This window comes from Serratia sarumanii (genome assembly GCF_029962605.1).
Lineage (GTDB): Bacteria > Pseudomonadota > Gammaproteobacteria > Enterobacterales > Enterobacteriaceae > Serratia > Serratia sarumanii.
In genome coordinates this window covers 1-19,648 of the sequence record NZ_CP124750.1, presented here as the reverse complement: position 1 = coordinate 19,648, position 19,648 = coordinate 1, and the positions used below count along the sequence as shown (strand labels likewise).

Sequence of the window (19,648 nt, the reverse complement as noted above, 5' to 3'; positions counted from 1 at the left end):
GCCATGCCCCCTTTGGCCCAGCTGGAGTTCGTGATGAAGCCTTCTATCGTATTGTACAAAAGCCTGCCCGCCGATCTGCGTGAACGTCTGGAACAGCACTTCACCGTGCACGCCTTCAACGGCCTGCAGCCGGAGAACCGCGACGAACTGCGCCAGGCGCTGCAGCAGGCCGAAGGGATCATCGGTTCCGGCGGTAAAATTGACGAAGCCTTCCTGAAGCAGGCGCCCAAACTGCGCGCGGCCTCGACCGTTTCCGTCGGCTACGACAACTTCGACGTCGAGGCGCTCAACGCCCATAACGTGCTGCTGATGCACACCCCGACGGTGCTGACCGAAACCGTCGCCGACACCATCATGAGCCTGGTGCTGGCGACCGCGCGCCGGGTGGTGGAAGTGGCGGAGCGGGTGAAGGCCGGCGAATGGCGCGGCAGCATCGGGCCGGACTGGTTCGGCGTCGACGTGCACCATAAAACCATCGGCATCCTCGGCATGGGGCGCATCGGCCTGGCGCTGGCGCAGCGCGCGCACTTCGGCTTCGGCATGCCGGTGCTGTACAACGCCCGCCGCACGCACGAAGAGGCGGAGCAGCGCTTTAATGCGCGCCGCTGCGATCTGGATACCCTGCTGGCCGAGTCGGATTTCGTTTGCATCACGCTGCCGCTGACCGAACAAACCTTCCACATGATCGGCCGCGATCAGTTGGCGAAGATGAAGAAAAGCGGCATTCTGATCAACGCCGGCCGCGGGCCGGTGGTGGATGAGCAGGCGCTGATCGAAGCGCTGCAAAACGGCGTGATCCTCGCCGCCGGGTTGGACGTGTTCGAGAAAGAGCCGCTGCCGGCCAACTCACCGCTGCTCAGCATGCCGAACGTGGTGGCGTTGCCGCACATCGGCTCCGCCACCCATGAAACGCGCTACGGCATGGCCGCCTGCGCGGTAGATAATTTGATCGCCGCGTTGACCGGCACGGTGAAAGAAAACTGCGTCAACCCGCAGCTGTTGCGGAAATAACTCAGCGCGGCCGGTGGTCTGCGGATAACCGGCCGTGTTGCTCTTCCTGCTGCGGCGCGAACAGCGCCTGCAGCTGATGTTCTTCGGCGAAGTGCTGCAATTCGGCATCCTGAATTGCCTGAACGATCTCTTCTCGCCAGTTTTTGTCCGTCATCGCTAACCTCCTTTGATGTTCATCGTTTAATCTGCCGCAGCGCGCGCGCAAAGCCAAGCCGAATCAATCCGAAAACGCTCCGCCCTTTCTCTCCTCCCCGAAAAACCCTCGCAGGGAGGAGGCTATTTTTCCGCCGTTTGCCACACTGGGCGCTACCCTGCGAGAAAAACGCTTCCTGCCGCGCGTAAGGAGAGCCATGAAACTGTTACCCCTGCCCTTGTTGATGCTGCTGTCGCCTTCGGTGCTGGCCGGCTGGACGCTGCCGGGTTTCCCGGCCTTCGACGAAACTGCCGCCGGGCTGTTTACCAGCCAGGCCGCGCTGCCCAAAGGCCAACTGCCGCTGCGCCTGTATCTGGATAACCACTGCTGGCAGCCGGCCGAGGCGGTGAAGCTTAACCAGACGCTGTCGCTGCAGCCCTGCGGCGCCCATCCGCCGGCCAGCTGGCGGCAGTTCCGCGCCGGCGACTATCAGGTGCGCATCGACACCCGCAGCGGCACGCCGACGCTGCAGCTCAGCCTGCGCAGCGCGCCGGAAAGCGCCGCCGTTGTTGCCCGCAGCTGCCCGCGCTGGGACGGCAAGCCGGTCACGGTCGACGTCGCCTCCACCTTCGCCGAAGGCGAAACGCTGCGCGATTTCTATTCCGGCCAAACGGCGCAGGTGAGCCAGGGGAAAATCACGCTGCAGCCCACCGCCGCCAGCGGCGGCCTGTTGCTGCTGGAGTCCGCCGCCACGGCGAAACCGGCGGCGTTCAGCTGGCATAACGCCACAGTCTACTTCGTGCTGACCGATCGCTTTGAGAACGGCAACCCGGCCAACGACCACAGCTACGGGCGCCGCAGCGACGGCCTGCAGGAAATAGGCACCTTTCACGGCGGCGATCTGGCCGGCCTGACGCAAAAACTGGATTATCTGCAGCAGCTCGGCGTCAACGCCTTGTGGATCAGCTCGCCGCTGGAGCAGATCCACGGCTGGGTCGGCGGCGGCACCAAAGGCGATTTCCCGCATTACGCCTATCACGGCTATTACGCGCTGGACTGGACTCGCCTCGACGCCAACATGGGCACCGAACAGGAGCTGCGCACGCTGGTCGAACAAGCGCATCGGCGCGGCATTCGCATTCTGTTCGACGTGGTGGTGAACCATGTCGGTTACGCCACGCTGGCGGATATGCAGACGTTTCACTTCGGCTCGCTGTATCTGCAAGGCGCGGAGGTGGAGAAAACCCTGGGGAAAAACTGGGGCGACTGGCGCCCCGGGCCAGGGCAAAACTGGCACAGTTTCAACGACTACATCAACTTCAGCGACAAGGCGGGCTGGCGCCAATGGTGGGGGAAAAACTGGATCCGCACCGACATCGGCGACTATGACTCACCGGGCTATGACGATCTGACGATGTCGCTGGCCTTCCTGCCGGACATCAAAACCGAAGCGCCCGGCGCCAGCGGCCTGCCGCTGTTCTATCGCCACAAACCCGACACCGCCGCGCGCGACATGCCCGGCGCCACCACCCGCGATTACCTGACCGTCTGGCTCAGCCAGTGGGTGCGCGATTACGGCATCGACGGTTTTCGCGTCGATACCGCCAAGCACGTGGAAAAACCGACGCTGGCGCTGTTGAAGCAGCGCGCCACGGCGGCATTGGCGGCGTGGAAAGCGGATCATCCGCAGCAGGCGCTGGATGACGCGCCGTTTTGGATGACCGGCGAGGCCTGGGGCCACGGGGTGATGAAAAGCGACTATTACCAAAACGGCTTCGACGCGATGATCAACTTCGACTTCCAGGACCAGGCGGCGCAGGCATTGGGCTGCTTTGCCGACATTGATGCCACCTACCGGCAGATGGCCGAGCGGCTGCAGGATTTCAACGTGCTGAGCTACCTCTCTTCACACGACACCCGGCTGTTCTTCGCCAGCGACGCCAAAGGCTCGCTGCCGCTGCAACAGCGGGCGGCGAACCTGCTGTTGCTGGCGCCGGGCGCGGTGCAGATTTACTACGGCGATGAAAGCGGCCGCCCGCTCGGCCCCACCGGTTCCGATCCGCTGCAGGGCACCCGCTCCGACATGAACTGGCGTGAGCTGCTGGGGGAAAAAGCCCCGATGCTGGCCCACTGGCAACGGTTGGGGCAGTTCCGCGCTCGCCATCCGGCGATCGGCGGCGGCGTGCAAACCCCGCAGCCACACGCCGCCTACTACGCCTTCAGCCGCCGGCTCGGCGACGATAAGGTGATGGTGGTGTGGGCCGGCGAACGGTCACAATAATCCAGCGTAATATGCTACCAATCGGCCAATGGGCGAAGTTTGTGCCCATTGGTCGATTTATCGGCCGCGTTGCAGCGGGATTTGTCTGGCGGTATGGTGGGGGATTACCTGCTAAGAAACAGTACTGCTGCACCTATGACTTTCTCACTTTTCGGCGAAAAATTTACCCGTTATGCGGGCATTACCCGTTTGATGGACGACCTGAACGAAGGCCTGCGCACCCCCGGTGCCATCATGCTCGGCGGCGGCAACCCGGCGCAGATCCCAGAGATGGAAGCCTACTTCAAACAGCTGTGCCAGGAGATGCTCGATCAGGGCAAACTGACCGAAGCGCTGTGCAACTACGACGGCCCGCAAGGCAAGGACGCGCTGCTGAAAGCGCTGGCCAATCTGCTGTGCGACGAGCTCGGCTGGGAGATTTCGCCACAGAATATTGCACTGACTAACGGCAGCCAAAGCGCGTTTTTCTACTTGTTCAACCTGTTCGCCGGCCGCTACGCCGACGGTTCGCGCCGCCGCGTGCTGTTCCCGCTGGCGCCGGAATACATCGGCTATGCCGACGCCGGGCTGGACGAAGGGCTGTTCGTCTCCGCCAAACCGAACATCGAGCTGCTGCCGGACGGCCAGTTCAAATATCACGTTGATTTCGAACACCTCACCATCGGCGACGACATCGGCATGATCTGCGTTTCGCGGCCGACCAACCCGACCGGCAACGTGATCACCGACGAAGAGCTGATGAAGCTCGACCTGCTGGCGCAGCAGCGCGACATTCCGCTGGTGATCGACAACGCCTACGGCGTGCCGTTCCCCGGCATCATCTTCAGCGACGCCACGCCGCTGTGGAACCCGAACACCATCCTGTGCATGAGCCTGTCCAAGCTCGGCCTACCGGGCTCGCGCTGCGGCATCGTGATCGCCGACGAGAAGGTGATCACCGCGCTGACCAACATGAACGGCATCATCAGCCTGTCGCCGGGCAGCATGGGGCCGGCGATGGCGACGGAAATGATCGCGCGCGGCGATCTGCTGCGCCTGTCGAACGAGGTGATTCGCCCGTTCTACAAACAGCGCGTCGAGCACACCATCGAGATTATCCGCCGCTACCTGTCGCCGGAGCGCTGCCTGATCCACAAACCGGAAGGGGCTATCTTCCTCTGGCTGTGGTTCAAAGATCTGCCGATCACCACCGAAGTACTGTATCAGCGCCTGAAAAAGCGCGGCGTGCTGATGGTGCCGGGCCATTACTTCTTCCCGGGGCTGGAGCACGAATGGCCGCACACCCACCAGTGCATGCGCATGAACTACGTGCCCGATCCGGAGAAAATCGAGCGCGGCGTGGCGATCCTGGCGGAAGAGATCGAACGCGCGCATCAGGAAGGCTAACGCCAGCTGATTGAAAATCGACCGATAAAGATATACGATGCATATATCGTATATCTTTTTTTTGGAGGGCTAGCGATGACTCGCATCGTGATCGATTTACCTGAAGAAGACCTGCGGCAGCTCGACAATCTGAAAAATATCCGCCACATTCCCCGGGCCGAAATCATCCGTCAGGCCGTCTCCCGTTATCTGACGGAGAACCACGTTGAAGATCCCAGCAATGCTTTCGGGCTCTGGTCCGGGGCGATGGGCGATGGCGTAGACTACGAAAATCGTCAGCGCGAGGAGTGGGAATAATGGTGGCTCAACGGGCGTTATTCGACACCAATATCCTGATCGATTATCTCAACGGCATTCCTCAAGCCAAAGACGTTCTGACCGAATACCACATCAACCCGGCTATTAGCGCCATCACCTGGATGGAAGTGATGGTGGGTGCCAAAAAACAGGGGCCGGCGCTGGAGTTGAAAACGCGCCAGTTTTTAGGGCAATTCCTGCTGCTGCCTATTACCGATGAAGTTGCCGAACGCGCCGTAGAACTGCGCCACTCACAGCATGTGAAGCTGCCGGACGCCATTGTCTGGGCCACCGCGCAGGTGGGGTTCCGGACGCTCATCTCCCGCAACCCCAAAGATTTTGGCACTGACAACGGCGTGTTAATGCCTTATCGGCTGTAGTCGGGCAGCGTTACAGCGTCCAGAACAGCACCGCCAGCAGCTGCGGCGACATGATGCGCAGGAACATCGCCAGCGGATACACGGTGGCGTAAGACAGCGCGGCGGCGCCGCTGGTAGGATGCAGACCGTTGGCGAAGGCCAGCGCCGGCGGATCGGTCATCGATCCCGCCAGCATGCCGGACAGCGTCAGGTAGTTCATCTTGCCCACCGTGCGCGCCAGAATACCGACGCTCAGCAGCGGAATGGCGGTGATCAACGCGCCGTACCCGACCCACGTCAGCCCCTCGCCGTGCAGCAAGGTATCGATGAAGTTGCCACCCGACTTCAATCCGACCACCGCCAGAAACAGCACGATACCCAGTTCGCGCAGCGCCAGGTTGGCGCTCGGCGGCATAAACCAGTACAGCTTGCCGATGCTGCCGATGCGCCCCAGGATCAGCGCCGCCACCAGCGGCCCGCCGGCCAGCCCCAGCCGCAATGCCGCCGGGAAGCCGGGCACGAACAGCGGAATGGAGCCGAGCAGCACCCCAAGGCCGATGCCGATAAACACCGGCAGCATCTGCACCTGCTGCAGTTTTTGTTGGGCGTTGCCGACGATTGCCGTCACCGCGTCGATGGCCTCCGGCCGGCCGACCAGGTTCAGAATGTCGCCGAATTGCAGCGTCACGTTGCTGCCGGCCACCAGCTCCACGCCGGCGCGGTTGAGGCGTGAAATTACCACGTCATACTTTTGCTTCAGGTTCAGATCGCGGATTTTCTTGCCCAGCACCTGCTCGTTGGTCACCACCGCCCTCACCACCTGCAGCGCGGTGCCGCGCGTGGACAGCGAGGCGTCCACCTCTTCGCCGATCACCAGTCGGGCGTTCTCCAGATCTTCGCGTTTGCCCACCAGGTGCAGGTAGTCGCCCAGCTCAAGCCGCTCGTGCGGCGCCGGCACCATCAGCAGCTCCCCGCGTTTGAGGCGCGAACAGACGATCGCTTCACCGTTGAGCAGCGGCACCTGCTTGATCGCCATGCCCTGCAGATTGGGGTTGCGCACCGCCACGTTGATGGCGTGCAGCAGCTCACGCTGATTGCCCAGGCTGCTTTCAAACGCCTGCGCCTCGCGCTCGATGTTGATGCGAAAAAACAGCCGAATCAGCCACATCACCAGCAGGATGCCGCATATGCCGAACGGATAGGCCATGGCGTAACCCATCCCCATGCCGTCCACCAACGCCGGATCGGAACCGAGATCGGTCAGGATTTGCTGACCGGCGCCCAGCGCCGGGGTGTTGGTGACCGCGCCGGAGAACACGCCGAGGATGATCGGCAGCGGCACGTCGAACAGCTTGTGTACCGCCGCCGCCACGACGCCGCCGGTCAGCACCAGCAGCACCGCGAAGGCGTTGAGGCGCAGCCCGGAGACGCGCAGCGAAGAGAAGAAACCGGGGCCGACCTGAATGCCGATGGTGTACACGAACAGGATCAGGCCAAACTCCTGAATAAAGTGCAGCATGTCCCCGTTCAGGTTGATTTGCCCGCTCTGGGCGAAGTGGCCGACCAGGATGCCGCCGAACAGCACGCCGCCGATGCCCAGCCCAACGCCGTACAGCTTCCAGTTCCCCATCCACAGCCCAATGACGGCCGCCAGCGCCAACATGCTGACGGTCAGGGCGATATCGCTCATAGGTCACATCCTTGCCAAAGTTGAAAAGGAATTTGCGGCCAAAGACACACAATTAACAAGGATTATGACATCGGACAAACGGGGGGACTGTGGCATGCGCCACATAACGCAGCGGGGGAGACCCGTCTGGATCTCCCCCGCATGATGATGACCGTTTTTCAGTCGGTTATTTGGCTTCCAGCTCCGGCGTCGCCCCGATGGCGATGCGCTGCGGCTGCAAGGCTTCCGGCACCTGACGCACCAGATCGATGTGCAGCAGGCCGTTTTCAAATTTGGCCTCCGACACCTGCAGATGCTCCGCCAGGGTGAAGGTCAACTGGAACTCTTTGCACACCAGGCCCTGATGCAGGTATTCGACCTGTTTTTCCGGCGGAGTGGGTTTACCGCTGACGGTCAGCCGCGGCCCTTCCACTTCAATATTCAGTTCGCTCTGCCGGAAACCGGCCAGCGCCAGAGAAATGCGGTAGTGATTGTCATCGCTTTTCTCGATGTTATACGGCGGGAACCCCTGGGGTTCCTGGCCGCCCATTGAGCTGGCCAATTTATCAAAACCAATCCACTGACGCAGAAGCGGGGATAAATCGTAATTACGCATAGGAACAACTCCTTTCATTAAGCGAGATGTGTTTATTCAGCCCCCTGACGGCAGGCTAGGTATTATTTGCCGGCAGCGTACCTGCCGGCGAAACGGAAATTTATTTAATTTCGATGCGGCGCGGTTTTAATGTTTCCGGCACGATGCGTTGCATGTCGATATACAACAGGCCATTCTCCAGTTTGGCACCTTTAATTTGAATGTGTTCGGCCAGCTGGAATTTACGCTCGAAATTACGCTCGGCGATGCCCTGATATAAATAGGTTTTTTCTGCCGGTTCGTTATTGTGCGCCCCGCGCACGATCAGCAGATTATCTTGCGTGGTGATCTCCAGCTCCTGCTCGGCAAACCCGGCTACCGCGATGGCGATGCGATAATGATTTTCGTCCACCAGCTCGACATTATAAGGCGGATAACCGCCGTTGCCCTGACTCTGGCCGGCTTCCAGCGCGTTGAACAGGCGATCGAAACCAATGGCGGAACGGTATAGCGGGGAAAGATCAAAATTACGCATAAAACAGCCTCCTAAGGCACTTCAGCGAGGTTGAAATAAATACGCCTTCCACTCTGGACAGGCTAATTAAGCCAGAATTCCCTTACGGCGAATTCTCAATTCGGCTCTGATGATAAAATGGGGGTTGATTTCATCAATTCAACAGGCGAGGATCAAAAAAACTTCGTACCGATTAGGCGAAAGTTTTTTTACCACTTACACTAAAGTGAGAGAGCCGCCACAGAGCGGGATTTTGCTTCTTTTAAAGCAGCGACAGGATGTTATAACTCAGCTTAATTTTAGGGGCACAGCAACCCTGCAGGATGGATTAATGACGACGATGAAAGCGATAGCGACGGGCTGCATGTTGTTGGCGACCAGCGGTTGCTCCAGCGTGATGAGCCATACCGGCCCGAATCAGGGTTACTATCCCGGCACCCGCGCCAGCGTGGACATGCTGAAGGACGACAACACCAGCTGGGCGATGATGCCGCTGGTGGCGCTGGATCTGCCGTTCTCTGCGGTGATGGACACCGTACTGCTGCCTTACGACTATCTGCGTTCCGGCAACGACGCCACCGCAGACTCGCCAAAAGCGCGCATCCTGCGCAGCGAGCAGCAGAATCTGGCGGCAACCGGCAATCCCGGCGAAGGCAACGACAGCGCCGCCACACACTAATCACACACGCAGCGGGCCATCAGGCCCGCCTTACACCTCAACCACAAAGATCTGGTTGAACCCCGCTATCTCGCGCATAAACGCCACTTTCTTGCCGTCCGGTGAAAACACCACGGCGTCCCCCGACGGCGGCTGCACGCTGCGCTGCGTCAAACGCTGCAGACGGCCGCCGGCGACCTCGCACAGCATCACGCTGTTGTCACACACCAAGGCAATCGCCCCGCCCTGCGGGTGCCAGCTGAAGGCAGACTGGATATCATGCTCGCTGTGGCTCACCTGGCGCGGCTCCCCGCCGTTCGGCGACACCGTCCACAGCTGCACCACGCCGCCGTCATCCTTCATCAAAAACGCGATCTGGCTGCCGTCCGGCGAGCTGCGCAGCCAGTGGCGCGGTGCGCCGGCCACGCCCGGAAAACAACGATCGCCGGTAAAGGTCACCCGCCGCTGCCTGACGCCCTGCGGCGGCGCCGGCAGCTCGCTTTCCGTTCCCTGCAGCGGCAGAGCGCCCGCCCTGGCGTAATCGGCATCGTTCTCCGGCAGATCGACGATAAACACCTCCGGCAGCTTTTCACCGGCGGCGGACAGCGTATCGCCGATGAACGCCAGCGCCCAGCGCTGCCGGCTGCCGTCGGCCTTACGGTAACCTTCGCGGCCAATCCAGCCTTCTTCGTAAGCACGATTGATCTGATCGCTGCCCGGCTGCGGCTGCGGCACCGTCTCGCTGACCAGCACGCAATAGTGGCTGCCGTCATACTCACGCGGATGCTGTTTCGGCGGATTGACCCCGTGCAGCGGCACGGCCACCCCAACGTTGCGCAGATCGCGCGCCGGATCGCACTCGTGCATGACGTGATCGTTATAGGTAAAGCTGAGGCGGCTGCCGTCCGGGCTGAATACGTGCACATGGCTGCCGCCGCGCAGCGCGCCGGGGGTGTAGGGGGCGGTGATATCCAGCGCGTCGAGGGTGATGGCCAACTCGCGATCCGGTTCGCTGACGATCACCCCGCGGCGGTGGTGAAAATCATATTGCCAGGCGCTGTCCGGGTGCTCCGGGCCATGGATAAAGGCATAGCGCGCCGGCGCATCGGGGCTGACCGTGACCACGCCGACGTGGGCGCCGTGCTGAGCGCGATAAACCACCTCCACCGCGCCGCTGGCGACGTTGACCCGCTCGATGCTCAGACCGGTGAAAGAGGCGCCGCGCGGGCGCACGTCATAAGCCAGCCATTGGCTGTCCGGCGTCCAGACGTTGATATTGGTTAACTGATGCCCGCGAGGGTCGAAAGTCAGCTGTTTTTCCCGATGGCTCATGGCGGTTCTCCTGCGCATGCCAGCACTGAGTCGCCATCTTACCGGATCGGCGGCAGCGTTTCATATGGCCTGAGAGGGTAGGCGGGAGGATTTTTCGGTTCGAAATGACGCAATTATTTTTTAGCATTTTATCATTTAAGCCGAACGACGGCGTCGGCAGCAAATAAACGGTCGATTAGGCGCTCGCATTCTTGGCGGCGAAACTCAACGGCGCCCATGCCGTATAGGCGGATGCCGCGAGCACTATTTTTTTCATTCTCATTTCCTTCATTAAAATAAGTCAGCGGCAGCACCTTTCTTAACGCAAATAAATAAAAAATCGTATCGCTAAACGACAGGTTAATGATTATTTTCACCGCCAACGCGATGGTCTTCCCCGGCCGTTGCCGCTGGCGGGCCGGGTTGCCCTGCGGCCGGGCGACGGGGTTTACAATCAATACAAAAAAGTACAAACTGGATTTTTAAGTACAAAAACTCTGGAGCCGGTATGAACCCCCTCTTCGATGCCATTGTTTCTGCCCATCAACAGCTGCGCCCTCAGGTACGGGTCACGCCATTGGAGCGCAGCGTGCTGCTTTCACAGCAGCTGGGGTGCGAGCTGTATCTGAAATGCGACCATCTGCAGCACACCGGCTCCTTTAAATTTCGCGGCGCCAGCAACAAGTTGCGGTTACTGGATAGCGAGCAACGCCGGCGCGGCGTTATCGCCGCCTCAACCGGCAACCACGGCCAGGCGGTCGCTTTGGCGGGGCAGCTGATGGGCGTTGGCGTCACGGTTTATGCGCCGGAGACGGCGGCGAGCATCAAGCTAGACACCATCCGCGCGCTGGGCGGCACCGTGGAACGGGTGCCGGGCGATGCGCTGAACGCCGAACTGGCCGGGGAACAGGCCGCCCGCGAACAGGGAAAAACCTATATCTCGCCGTATAACGACGAGCAGGTGATCGCCGGCCAGGGCACCTGCGGCATGGAGCTGGTTGAACAGCTCACCGGTCTGGACGCCGTGTTCGTGGCGGTCGGCGGCGGTGGCTATATCGCCGGTATCGGCACCGTTCTGCAGCAATTGTCGCCGAACACGCAGCTTATCGCCTGCTGGCCGGAAAACGCCACCAGCATGTACAGCGCGCTGGAAGCGGGCCATATCTTCCCGGTGGAAGAGCAAGACACCCTGTCCGACGGCACCGCCGGCGGCGTCGAGCCGGGCGCCGTAACCTTCCCGCTGTGCCAACAGCTGATCGACCGCAAAGTGCTGGTCAGCGAGACGGAGATCAAACGCGCGATGCGCCGGATCGCCGCCAGCGATCGGTGGATTATCGAAGGCGCGGCCGGCGTGGCGCTGGCGGCGGCGATCAAGCTGGCGCCGGAATACCAGGGAAAAAAAGTGGCGGTGGTGCTGTGCGGTAAAAACATCGTGCTGGAGAAGTACCTCAAGGCCATCGCCGATGCACATCCTTAAACGGCAGCAAATCCTCGCCGCGTTCGACGCCGAGGCTATAACCCCGCTGCTGAAGCAGGGTTTTATCGCCTACTCGCAACGGCGGGTGCAACAGCCGCCGGTGCAGCATTTCCTGTTCGAACAGGCCGCCGGCGATTGCTGCATCAAATCCGCCTGGCTGGAAGGCGAAGATATGTTCGTGGTCAAGGTCTCCGCCGGTTTCTATCGCAACGCCGAACGCGGTTTGGCCAGCAATCAGGGGCTGGTGGTGGCGTTCTCCGCCCAGACCGGCGAACCTCGGGCGCTGCTGCAGGATGAGGGCTGGCTGACCGCGCTGCGCACCGCACTGGCCGGCCGCATCGCCGCCGAACTGTGCGCGCCGCCGCATATTCAGGCGATCGGCATGGTCGGCACCGGCCTGCAGGCCCGGCTGCAGCTGCAATGTCTGAAACCGGTGACCGATTGCCGCGAAGTGTGGGTGTGGGGCCGCAACGATCAGGCGCTGGCGGCGTATCGGCGCGAAGCCGAGGCCGAAGGTTTTCGGGTGCGGGTTACGCAGGATGCGGCGGAACTGGCGGCGCACTGTCAGCTGATCGTCACTACCACGCCCAGCCGCGAACCGATTTTACAGGCGGCGGATATTCGGCCCGGCACGCACATCACCGCCGTGGGTGCCGACGCGCCCGGCAAGCAGGAGCTGGCGACCGATCTGGTGGCTCGCGCGGACGCACTGCTGGTCGATGCGCTGGCGCAGTGCGCTGACTATGGCGAGATCGCGACGGCTTATCGGCAAAATAGGCTGATTTCAACGCCAATCGTCGAAATGGGCGCCGTCTTGGCGCTGGGAGGGCGGTTGCGAAGCGAGCCGCAGCACATCACCATCGCCGATCTTACCGGGCTGGCGATTCAGGATCTGCAGATCGCCAAAGGGGTGTTGGCGGCAATATAAAGGGGCGCCGTAGCGCCCCACTTGATCAGGCGTTGAGCACGAACTTCTCGATGGCGCGCGCCACGCCGTCTTCGGTATTGGCGCCGGTGACAAACTGCGCCACCGCTTTCAGCTCGGGAATGGCGTTGCCCATCGCCACGCCGACGCCGGCATACTCGATCATCGCCGTATCGTTGGCCTGATCCCCCAGCGTCATGATGTTTTCCCGCGCCACGCCGAGGTGCTCGGCCAGCATTCTCACCCCGGCGCCCTTATCGACGTTCTTATGCAGGATTTCGAGGTAGTAAGGCGCGCTTTTCAGAATGGTGTAACGCTCGCGCGTTTCCGCCGGGATGCGCGCAATCGCGTTGTCCAGCAGCGCCGGCTCGTCGATCATCATCACTTTCGGGAAACGCATCTGGCGATCCATCTCCTCCACGCTGCGGTATTTCAACGGAATACCGGTCATTTCCGCCTCGTGTATGGTGTATTTGCCGATGTCTTTGTTCGGGGTATACAGGGTGTCAAAGTCAAACGCCTGGTAGTGAACGCCGAGCTCGCGCGCCATCTGCTCGAAGTGCAGATAGTCCTCAAAACCCAGGGTTTCCTGCAGAATACAGGCGCCGTCGGCCGCGCGCAGCACCAGCGCGCCGTTGTAGGTTATGCAAAAATCGCCGGGGCCCTGAATGTCTAACTGGCGCAGATAGTCCTGCACGCCGACATAAGGCCGCCCGGTGGCCAGCACCACGTGCACCCCTTTGCGCCGCGCCGCCGCGATAGCCTGCTTTACCGCCGGCGTGATTTGGTGCTGCGGATCCAGCAACGTGCCGTCCATGTCGATCGCAATCAGTTCAATAGCCATTCAACGCTTCTCCCAGTGGTTTTTTCCCATGCTAACGCGTTTCAGCCTTGGCTGTCAGCGCCAAAAAAGGCGTAAAAAAATCCGCGCGGGTCGCCCGGCGCGGATTTTCACAGCCATTAACGCATCAGATATCGATGTTCGCCGCTTTCAGGGCGTTTTCTTCGATAAAGGCGCGGCGCGGCTCAACCGCATCGCCCATCAGCGTGGTGAACAGCTGATCGGCAGCGATGGCGTCCTTGACGGTCACGCGCAGCATGCGGCGGCTTTCCGGATCCATGGTGGTTTCCCACAGCTGCTCCGGGTTCATCTCGCCCAGGCCTTTATAACGCTGCACCGACAGGCCGCGGCGCGACTCTTTCACCAGCCACTCCAGCGCCTGCTCGAAGCTGTCTACCGGCTGACGACGTTCGCCGCGCTCGATGAACGCGCCGTCTTCGATCAGCCCGCGCAGCTGTTCGCCCAGCTGGCAGATCTTGCGGTATTCGCCGCCGTGGATGAAGTCGAAGTCCAGCTTATAGTCGGTATCCACGCCGTGGGTGCGGATGCGCAGCGCCGGTTCGAACATCTGGCGTTCGCGGTTCTCGAAGATCACGAAGTCATAGCTGCTGCCGTGCTGCTCTTTGTCGTTCAGCGCCTGCACCAGCGAAGCGATCCAGGTTTTCACCTTGGCTTCATCGCTGAGATCGCCTTCGTTCAGCGTCGGCTGATAGATCAGGTTGTTCAGCAGCGCGCGCGGATAGCGGCGCTCCATGCGGCCGATCAGCTTCTGCACGGCATAGTGTTCTGCCACCAGTTTTTCCAGCTGCTCGCCGCCGAGCGCCGGTGCGCTGGCATTGGTATGCAGCGTAGCGCCGTCCATCGCGATGGCGATCTGGTACTGATCCATCGCCTCGTCATCTTTGATGTACTGCTCCTGCTTGCCTTTCTTCACCTTGTACAGCGGCGGCTGTGCGATAAACACGTGGCCACGCTCGATGATTTCCGGCATCTGGCGGTAGAAGAAGGTCAACAGCAGCGTACGGATGTGCGAACCGTCGACGTCGGCATCGGTCATGATGATGATGCTGTGGTAACGCAGCTTGTCCGGGCTGTACTCGTCGCGGCCGATGCCGCAACCCAGCGCGGTGATCAGCGTCGCGACTTCCTGCGAGGAGAGCATTTTGTCGAAACGCGCTTTCTCGACGTTGAGGATTTTCCCCTTCAGCGGCAAGATAGCCTGGTTCTTGCGGTTGCGCCCCTGCTTGGCAGAGCCGCCCGCGGAGTCCCCTTCCACCAGGTACAGTTCGGACAGCGCCGGATCGCGTTCCTGGCAGTCCGCCAGCTTGCCCGGCAGGCCGGCCAGATCCAGCGCGCCTTTGCGGCGGGTCATCTCACGCGCTTTACGCGCCGCTTCGCGCGCACGCGCCGCGTCGATGATTTTGCCGACCACGATTTTCGCGTCGCCCGGATTCTCCATCAGGTAATCCACCAGCTTCTCGTTCATCAGCGTTTCAACCGCGGTTTTCACCTCGGAAGAGACCAGCTTGTCCTTGGTCTGAGAAGAGAACTTGGGATCCGGCACCTTCACCGACACCACGGCGATCAGACCTTCACGCGCGTCATCGCCGGTGGCGCTGACCTTGGCCTTCTTGCTGTAGCCTTCCTTCTCCATGTAGCTGTTCAGCGTACGGGTCATCGCGGTACGGAAACCGACCAGGTGCGTGCCGCCGTCGCGCTGCGGAATGTTGTTGGTGAAGCAGTAGATGTTTTCCTGGAAACCGTCGTTCCACTGCAGCGCCACTTCCACGCCGATGTCGTCTTTCACGGTCGAGAAGTAGAACACGTTCGGGTGGATCGGGGTTTTGTTCTTGTTCAGGTACTCGACAAACGCCTTGATGCCGCCTTCGTAATGGAAGTGGTCTTCACGGTCGGTGCGCTTGTCCTTCAGGCGGATAGACACGCCGGAGTTGAGGAAGGACAGCTCGCGCAGACGCTTGGCCAGAATGTCGTACTCGAAATCGGTCACATTGGTGAAGGTCTGGTGGCTCGGCCAGAAGCGCACCATGGTGCCCGTCTGTTCGGTTTCGCCCACCACGGTCAGCGGCGCCTGCGGCTCGCCGTGGCTGTAAGTCTGTTCGTGCACTTTGCCTTCGCGGCGGATTACCAGCTCCAGTTTCTCCGACAGGGCGTTAACCACCGAGACGCCCACGCCGTGCAGGCCGCCGGAAACTTTATAGGAGTTGTCGTCGAATTTACCGCCGGCGTGCAGCACGGTCATGATGACCTCTGCGGCTGAAACCCCTTCTTCCGGGTGAATGCCGGTCGGAATGCCGCGGCCGTCATCCTGTACCGATACCGAGTTGTCGGCATGGATGGTGACCTGAATGTCACTACAGTGGCCCGCGAGCGCTTCGTCGATAGCGTTGTCCACAACCTCGAATACCATGTGGTGCAGACCGGTGCCGTCATCGGTATCGCCGATATACATGCCCGGGCGCTTGCGCACCGCATCCAGCCCTTTTAATACCTTGATACTTGAGGAGTCATAAGAATTCGACATCAACGTTTCTCGCTCATTTTAGTCCTGTGGTTGAACCTCTATTTTACCCTGTTCCACGCGGAACATCTTGCCCTTTTCACCAGCCATGTCGGTCACTTGTTCAGCGCTCACCGCGCTGACAAAAACCTGGGCCTGGGTGGCTTTCAGGCGATCGGCCAGCAACCGGCGACGGCCGGTGTCCAGCTCGGAGGCAAAATCATCAATCAGATACAGGCAACGCCGCCCGCTCTGCCGGGTGAGAAACTCACCCTGCGCCAAGCGCAACGCGCACATCAGCAGTTTAAGCTGACCGCGCGATAACAAATCCTCTACCGGCGTGCCGTCGGCACGAATGCGAAAGTCCGCTTTATGCGGCCCCACCGCGGTATAGGTCAATGCCCTGTCTCGCTCAAACTGGCGCTCCAGCAGCTCGCCGTAGTCGCTCTCTTTGTCCCAGCCGCGCTGGAAGGAGAAGCTCAGGGCGAATTCAGGCAGAAACTGCGCGCAGGTCGCGGTAATATCCGCGGCGATCGCGTCGCTGTATTCCGCCCGCCATTCGCTGATGCGCTCCGCGAGCGGGATCAGTTCCTGATCCCAGGCGCGGATCTGCGCATAGCGACTCACCTGGCGCAGCGCGGCATTGCGCTGCTTCAGTAACCGTTTCAGGTTGCTCCAGGCGGTGAAAAAACCGGGTTCGTTATGAAAACAGCCCCAGTCCAGGAAGGCGCGCCGGAATTTCGGCCCGCCGTTCAGCAGGGTAAAACCTTCGGGGGTGATCAGCTGCATGGGCAGCAGCTGCGCCAGCTCGGCCACCTTGTGGCCATCGCTGCCATCGATGCGTACTTTGCTGTCACCCTGACGGCTCTTGCTCAATCCTACCGACAGCTCGCGCTCCGCGCCTTCGATGCGGCCGTGCAGCACGAACTCCGGCTGGTCGTGGCGGATCACCCGACCGGCCTGCAGGCTGCGAAAGGCGCGGCCGTGGCCGAGCGTATACACCGCTTCCAGCACGCTGGTCTTGCCGCTGCCGTTGGCGCCGACCAGGAAGTTGAATCCCGGCGCCAGCGCCAAATCCGCCGCCTCGATATTGCGGAAATCTTTAATCAATAAACGCGTCAGAGCCATGCAATCTCTTTACCGATGACGGTGCTGTAATTCAAGGTAACGAGACTACAACCGCATCGGCATGACAACGTAGGCCGCCGCCTGGCTGGCGCCGTCTTCGATCTGCACGCTGGAGACCGAATCGGTCAACAGCAGGCGCACGTCTTCACACTTGAGCGCGTTCAACACGTCCAGCACGTAGCTGACGTTGAAGCCGATCTCCATCTCCGCGCCGTCGTAGCTGACGTCGAGGATCTCTTCCGCCTCTTCCTGCTCCGGGTTGTTGGCGGTGATCTTCAGCTGGTTCTGGCTGACGTACAGCCGCACGCCGCGGAATTTCTCGTTCGAGAGAATCGCCGCGCGGGCAAACGCCTGCTTGAGCAGATCGCAGCCGGCTTCCAGCGTTTTATCCGGGTTCTTCGGCAAGACGCGGCGATAGTCCGGGAAACGGCCGTCAACCAGCTTGGAGGTGAAGATGAAATCGCCGACGTGGGCGCGAATGTTGTTGCTGCCGATCTGCAGCTGCAGCAGCGAATCGCCGCCGTCCAGCAGGCGCACCAGCTCCATCACCCCTTTACGCGGCACGATCACCGAATGCGACGGCAGCTGTTGGCCGATCGGCATCGAGCACACCGCCAGGCGGTGGCCGTCGGTCGCGACGGTGCGCAGCTCTTCGCCTTCGGTTTCAAACAGCATGCCGTTCAGGTAATAACGCACGTCCTGATGGGCCATCGAGAACTGGGTGGCTTCGATCAGGCGCTTCAGCGTCGCCTGCGGCAAGGTGAACTCCACCTCGCTCTGCCAGTCGTCCAGGTTCGGGAAGTCCGCCGCAGGCAGCGTGGACAGCGAGAAGCGGCTGCGGCCGGATCGCACCAGCATGCGCTCGCTTTCCAGCGTGACGGCGATCTCCGCCCCTTCCGGCAGGCCGCGGCAGATATCAAAGAATTTGCGCGCGGGCACGGTGGTCGCGCCCGGCTCGTGCGGCTGGGACAGGGCGACGCGCGCCACCATCTCCATCTCCAGATCGGTGCCGGTCAGCAGCAGGGAGCCTTCCGTCACCTGCAGCAGCAGGTTGCCCAGGATCGGCAAGGTCGGGCGGCCGCCCAGCGGGCTGCTCACCTGTTGCAGCGGTTTTAGCAGATGCTCACGTTCAACGATAAATTTCATAGCGCTATGAAGATAATGTTCTGATTAAATTGGAGAAATCTTCTTTGATGTCGTGACTTTCCTCACGCAGCTGCTCGATCTTCCGGCAGGCGTGCAACACCGTGGTATGGTCGCGGCCACCAAACGCATCGCCGATTTCCGGCAGGCTGTGGTTGGTGAGTTCCTTCGCCAACGCCATCGCCATCTGGCGCGGGCGGGCAACGGATCGCGAACGCCGCTTGGATAGCAAATCCGCGACTTTAATCTTGTAATACTCCGCCACCGTCTTTTGGATATTGTCGATGGTGACCAGCTTTTCCTGCAGCGCCAGCAGATCGCGCAGCGCTTCGCGCACGAAATCGATGGTGATGGCCCGGCCGGTAAAGTTGGCGTTGGCGATCACGCGGTTCAGCGCCCCTTCGAGCTCACGCACGTTGGAACGCAGGCGCTTGGCGATGAAGAACGCCACTTCGCCCGGCAGGCGGATGTCGTTTTCGTCGGCCTTTTTCATCAGGATCGCCACGCGGGTTTCCAGCTCCGGCGGCTCGATCGCCACCGTCAGCCCCCAGCCGAAGCGCGACTTCAGACGATCTTCCACCCCGTTGATCTCTTTAGGGTAGCGATCCGAGGTCAGGATGATCTGCTGATTGCCTTCCAACAGAGCGTTAAAGGTATGGAAGAACTCTTCCTGCGAACGCTCCTTGTTGGCGAAGAATTGGATGTCATCGATCAGCAAGGCGTCGACCGAACGGTAGTAACGCTTAAACTCTTCGATGGCGTTGTTCTGCAACGCTTTGACCATGTCCTGCACGAAGCGTTCCGAGTGCATGTAGACCACTTTGGCGTTGGCCTTGCGCGCCATGATGCCGTTGCCGACCGCGTGCAGCAGGTGGGTTTTACCCAGGCCGGTGCCGCCATACAGGAACAGCGGGTTATAGGCGCCGCCCGGGTTGTCCGCCACCTGACGAGCCGCCGCGCGCGCCAATTGGTTGGACTTACCCTCGACGAAGTTGTCAAAGGTGTGTTTGGGGTTGACGTTGGAGCGGTAAGAGAGCTCGGGTTGCGCCGCCGCGTTGTCCCAGCTCGGGCGCAAAGGCGCGGCCGTGCGCGCCGCGGGAGCCGCAGGGGCGCTGCTGACGCTGGCGGTCACGGTCTGGCTGATCACCTGCGCGATCGGCTTGCTGCCGACTTCAAAACGCAGCAAAGGCGCGTCCGTGCCGCAGAAATCATTCAGCAGACCATTGATGTTGTTTAAGTACTTATCGCGAACCCAATCCAGCACAAAGCGGTTAGGCGCATACAGCGCCAAGGTGTTGTCACTCAGTTCCGCCTGCAATGGGCGTATCCACATACTAAATTCTGTGGCAGGTAACTCATCCTGCAATCGGGCAAGACACTGCTGCCAAAGCGAAAGTGACAC

At 61.0% G+C, this 19,648-nt stretch carries 19 protein-coding genes; 8 read left to right on the top strand and 11 right to left on the bottom strand.

Annotation, left to right across the window (positions count from 1 at the left end):
* Positions 1-33 precede the first annotated feature (33 nt).
* Complete coding sequence (gene ghrB / locus SSARUM_RS00095) at positions 34-1,011, top strand: glyoxylate/hydroxypyruvate reductase GhrB (protein WP_060431252.1); 978 nt, start codon at positions 34-36, stop codon at positions 1,009-1,011.
* Position 1,012: 1 nt separating this feature from the next.
* Here the strand turns inward: ghrB and SSARUM_RS00090 are convergent, their stop codons facing one another.
* Complete coding sequence (locus SSARUM_RS00090; RefSeq protein WP_019455508.1) at positions 1,013-1,165, bottom strand: hypothetical protein; 153 nt, start codon at positions 1,163-1,165, stop codon at positions 1,013-1,015.
* Positions 1,166-1,361: 196 nt separating this feature from the next.
* On the opposite strand from SSARUM_RS00090, the gene SSARUM_RS00085 reads away from it, so the two are divergent.
* The 4 genes from SSARUM_RS00085 (at position 1,362) to SSARUM_RS00070 (ending at position 5,488) form a co-directional block, all read left to right on the top strand.
* Positions 1,362-3,425 carry an alpha-amylase gene (locus SSARUM_RS00085; RefSeq protein WP_060388267.1) on the top strand — a complete coding sequence of 688 codons (2,064 nt, stop codon included), beginning with the start codon at positions 1,362-1,364 and terminating at the stop codon, positions 3,423-3,425.
* A gap of 135 nt (positions 3,426-3,560) precedes the next feature.
* Complete coding sequence (locus SSARUM_RS00080) at positions 3,561-4,811, top strand: valine--pyruvate transaminase (protein ID WP_060388266.1); 1,251 nt, start codon at positions 3,561-3,563, stop codon at positions 4,809-4,811.
* 75 nt (positions 4,812-4,886) lie between these two features.
* The gene (locus SSARUM_RS00075; RefSeq protein WP_039568270.1) at positions 4,887-5,108 is read left to right on the top strand and encodes a ribbon-helix-helix domain-containing protein; all 222 of its coding nucleotides are present in this window, start codon (positions 4,887-4,889) and stop codon (positions 5,106-5,108) included.
* Positions 5,108-5,488, top strand: a complete 381-nt coding sequence (locus SSARUM_RS00070; RefSeq protein WP_033649548.1) for a type II toxin-antitoxin system VapC family toxin — start codon at positions 5,108-5,110, stop codon at positions 5,486-5,488. Before SSARUM_RS00075 ends, SSARUM_RS00070 begins: the two co-directional genes overlap by 1 nt.
* A gap of 10 nt (positions 5,489-5,498) precedes the next feature.
* Here SSARUM_RS00070 and SSARUM_RS00065 read toward each other — a convergent pair whose 3' ends face one another.
* From SSARUM_RS00065 to ibpA, 3 genes are all read right to left on the bottom strand, one after another.
* Complete coding sequence (locus SSARUM_RS00065; RefSeq protein WP_033649549.1) at positions 5,499-7,157, bottom strand: putative transporter; 1,659 nt, start codon at positions 7,155-7,157, stop codon at positions 5,499-5,501.
* A 166-nt stretch (positions 7,158-7,323) separates the two neighbouring features.
* A complete protein-coding gene (gene ibpB, locus SSARUM_RS00060; RefSeq protein WP_004933922.1) occupies positions 7,324-7,752 on the bottom strand; it encodes a small heat shock chaperone IbpB in 429 nt (142 codons plus the stop codon).
* A 100-nt stretch (positions 7,753-7,852) separates the two neighbouring features.
* Positions 7,853-8,266, bottom strand: a complete 414-nt coding sequence (gene ibpA / locus SSARUM_RS00055) for a small heat shock chaperone IbpA (protein ID WP_004933919.1) — start codon at positions 8,264-8,266, stop codon at positions 7,853-7,855.
* A 310-nt stretch (positions 8,267-8,576) separates the two neighbouring features.
* On the opposite strand from ibpA, the gene SSARUM_RS00050 reads away from it, so the two are divergent.
* On the top strand, positions 8,577-8,924 hold the full coding sequence (locus SSARUM_RS00050; RefSeq protein WP_033636538.1) for a YceK/YidQ family lipoprotein: 348 nt from the start codon (positions 8,577-8,579) through the stop codon (positions 8,922-8,924).
* Positions 8,925-8,954: 30 nt separating this feature from the next.
* On the opposite strand, the gene SSARUM_RS00045 is transcribed toward SSARUM_RS00050, so the two are convergent.
* Complete coding sequence (locus tag SSARUM_RS00045; RefSeq protein WP_033649550.1) at positions 8,955-10,235, bottom strand: DUF3748 domain-containing protein; 1,281 nt, start codon at positions 10,233-10,235, stop codon at positions 8,955-8,957.
* A gap of 131 nt (positions 10,236-10,366) precedes the next feature.
* The gene (locus SSARUM_RS00040) at positions 10,367-10,687 is read right to left on the bottom strand and encodes a hypothetical protein (RefSeq protein WP_060431250.1); all 321 of its coding nucleotides are present in this window, start codon (positions 10,685-10,687) and stop codon (positions 10,367-10,369) included.
* Positions 10,688-10,722: 35 nt separating this feature from the next.
* Between SSARUM_RS00040 and SSARUM_RS00035 the strand changes: the two genes are divergently transcribed.
* Positions 10,723-11,691: a threonine/serine dehydratase gene (locus tag SSARUM_RS00035; RefSeq protein ID WP_033649552.1), complete on the top strand. Its 969-nt coding sequence runs from the start codon at positions 10,723-10,725 to the stop codon at positions 11,689-11,691.
* Positions 11,678-12,619, top strand: a complete 942-nt coding sequence (locus SSARUM_RS00030; RefSeq protein WP_033649553.1) for an ornithine cyclodeaminase family protein — start codon at positions 11,678-11,680, stop codon at positions 12,617-12,619. The genes SSARUM_RS00035 and SSARUM_RS00030 overlap by 14 nt, the downstream gene beginning before the upstream one ends.
* Positions 12,620-12,644: 25 nt before the next feature.
* Here the strand turns inward: SSARUM_RS00030 and yidA are convergent, their stop codons facing one another.
* From yidA to dnaA, 5 genes are all read right to left on the bottom strand, one after another.
* Positions 12,645-13,460 (bottom strand): sugar-phosphatase, encoded by an 816-nt coding sequence (gene yidA / locus SSARUM_RS00025; RefSeq protein ID WP_033649554.1) that lies wholly within the window; start codon positions 13,458-13,460, stop codon positions 12,645-12,647.
* A 124-nt stretch (positions 13,461-13,584) separates the two neighbouring features.
* On the bottom strand, positions 13,585-15,999 hold the full coding sequence (gyrB, locus tag SSARUM_RS00020) for a DNA topoisomerase (ATP-hydrolyzing) subunit B (RefSeq protein ID WP_033636532.1): 2,415 nt from the start codon (positions 15,997-15,999) through the stop codon (positions 13,585-13,587).
* A gap of 18 nt (positions 16,000-16,017) precedes the next feature.
* Positions 16,018-17,103 carry a DNA replication/repair protein RecF gene (gene recF, locus SSARUM_RS00015; protein WP_004933895.1) on the bottom strand — a complete coding sequence of 362 codons (1,086 nt, stop codon included), beginning with the start codon at positions 17,101-17,103 and terminating at the stop codon, positions 16,018-16,020.
* A gap of 45 nt (positions 17,104-17,148) precedes the next feature.
* Positions 17,149-18,249, bottom strand: coding sequence for a DNA polymerase III subunit beta (gene dnaN / locus SSARUM_RS00010; RefSeq protein WP_004933892.1), 1,101 nt, complete (start codon positions 18,247-18,249; stop codon positions 17,149-17,151).
* Positions 18,250-18,253: 4 nt separating this feature from the next.
* Positions 18,254-19,648: a chromosomal replication initiator protein DnaA gene (gene dnaA / locus SSARUM_RS00005; protein WP_049235245.1), complete on the bottom strand. Its 1,395-nt coding sequence runs from the start codon at positions 19,646-19,648 to the stop codon at positions 18,254-18,256.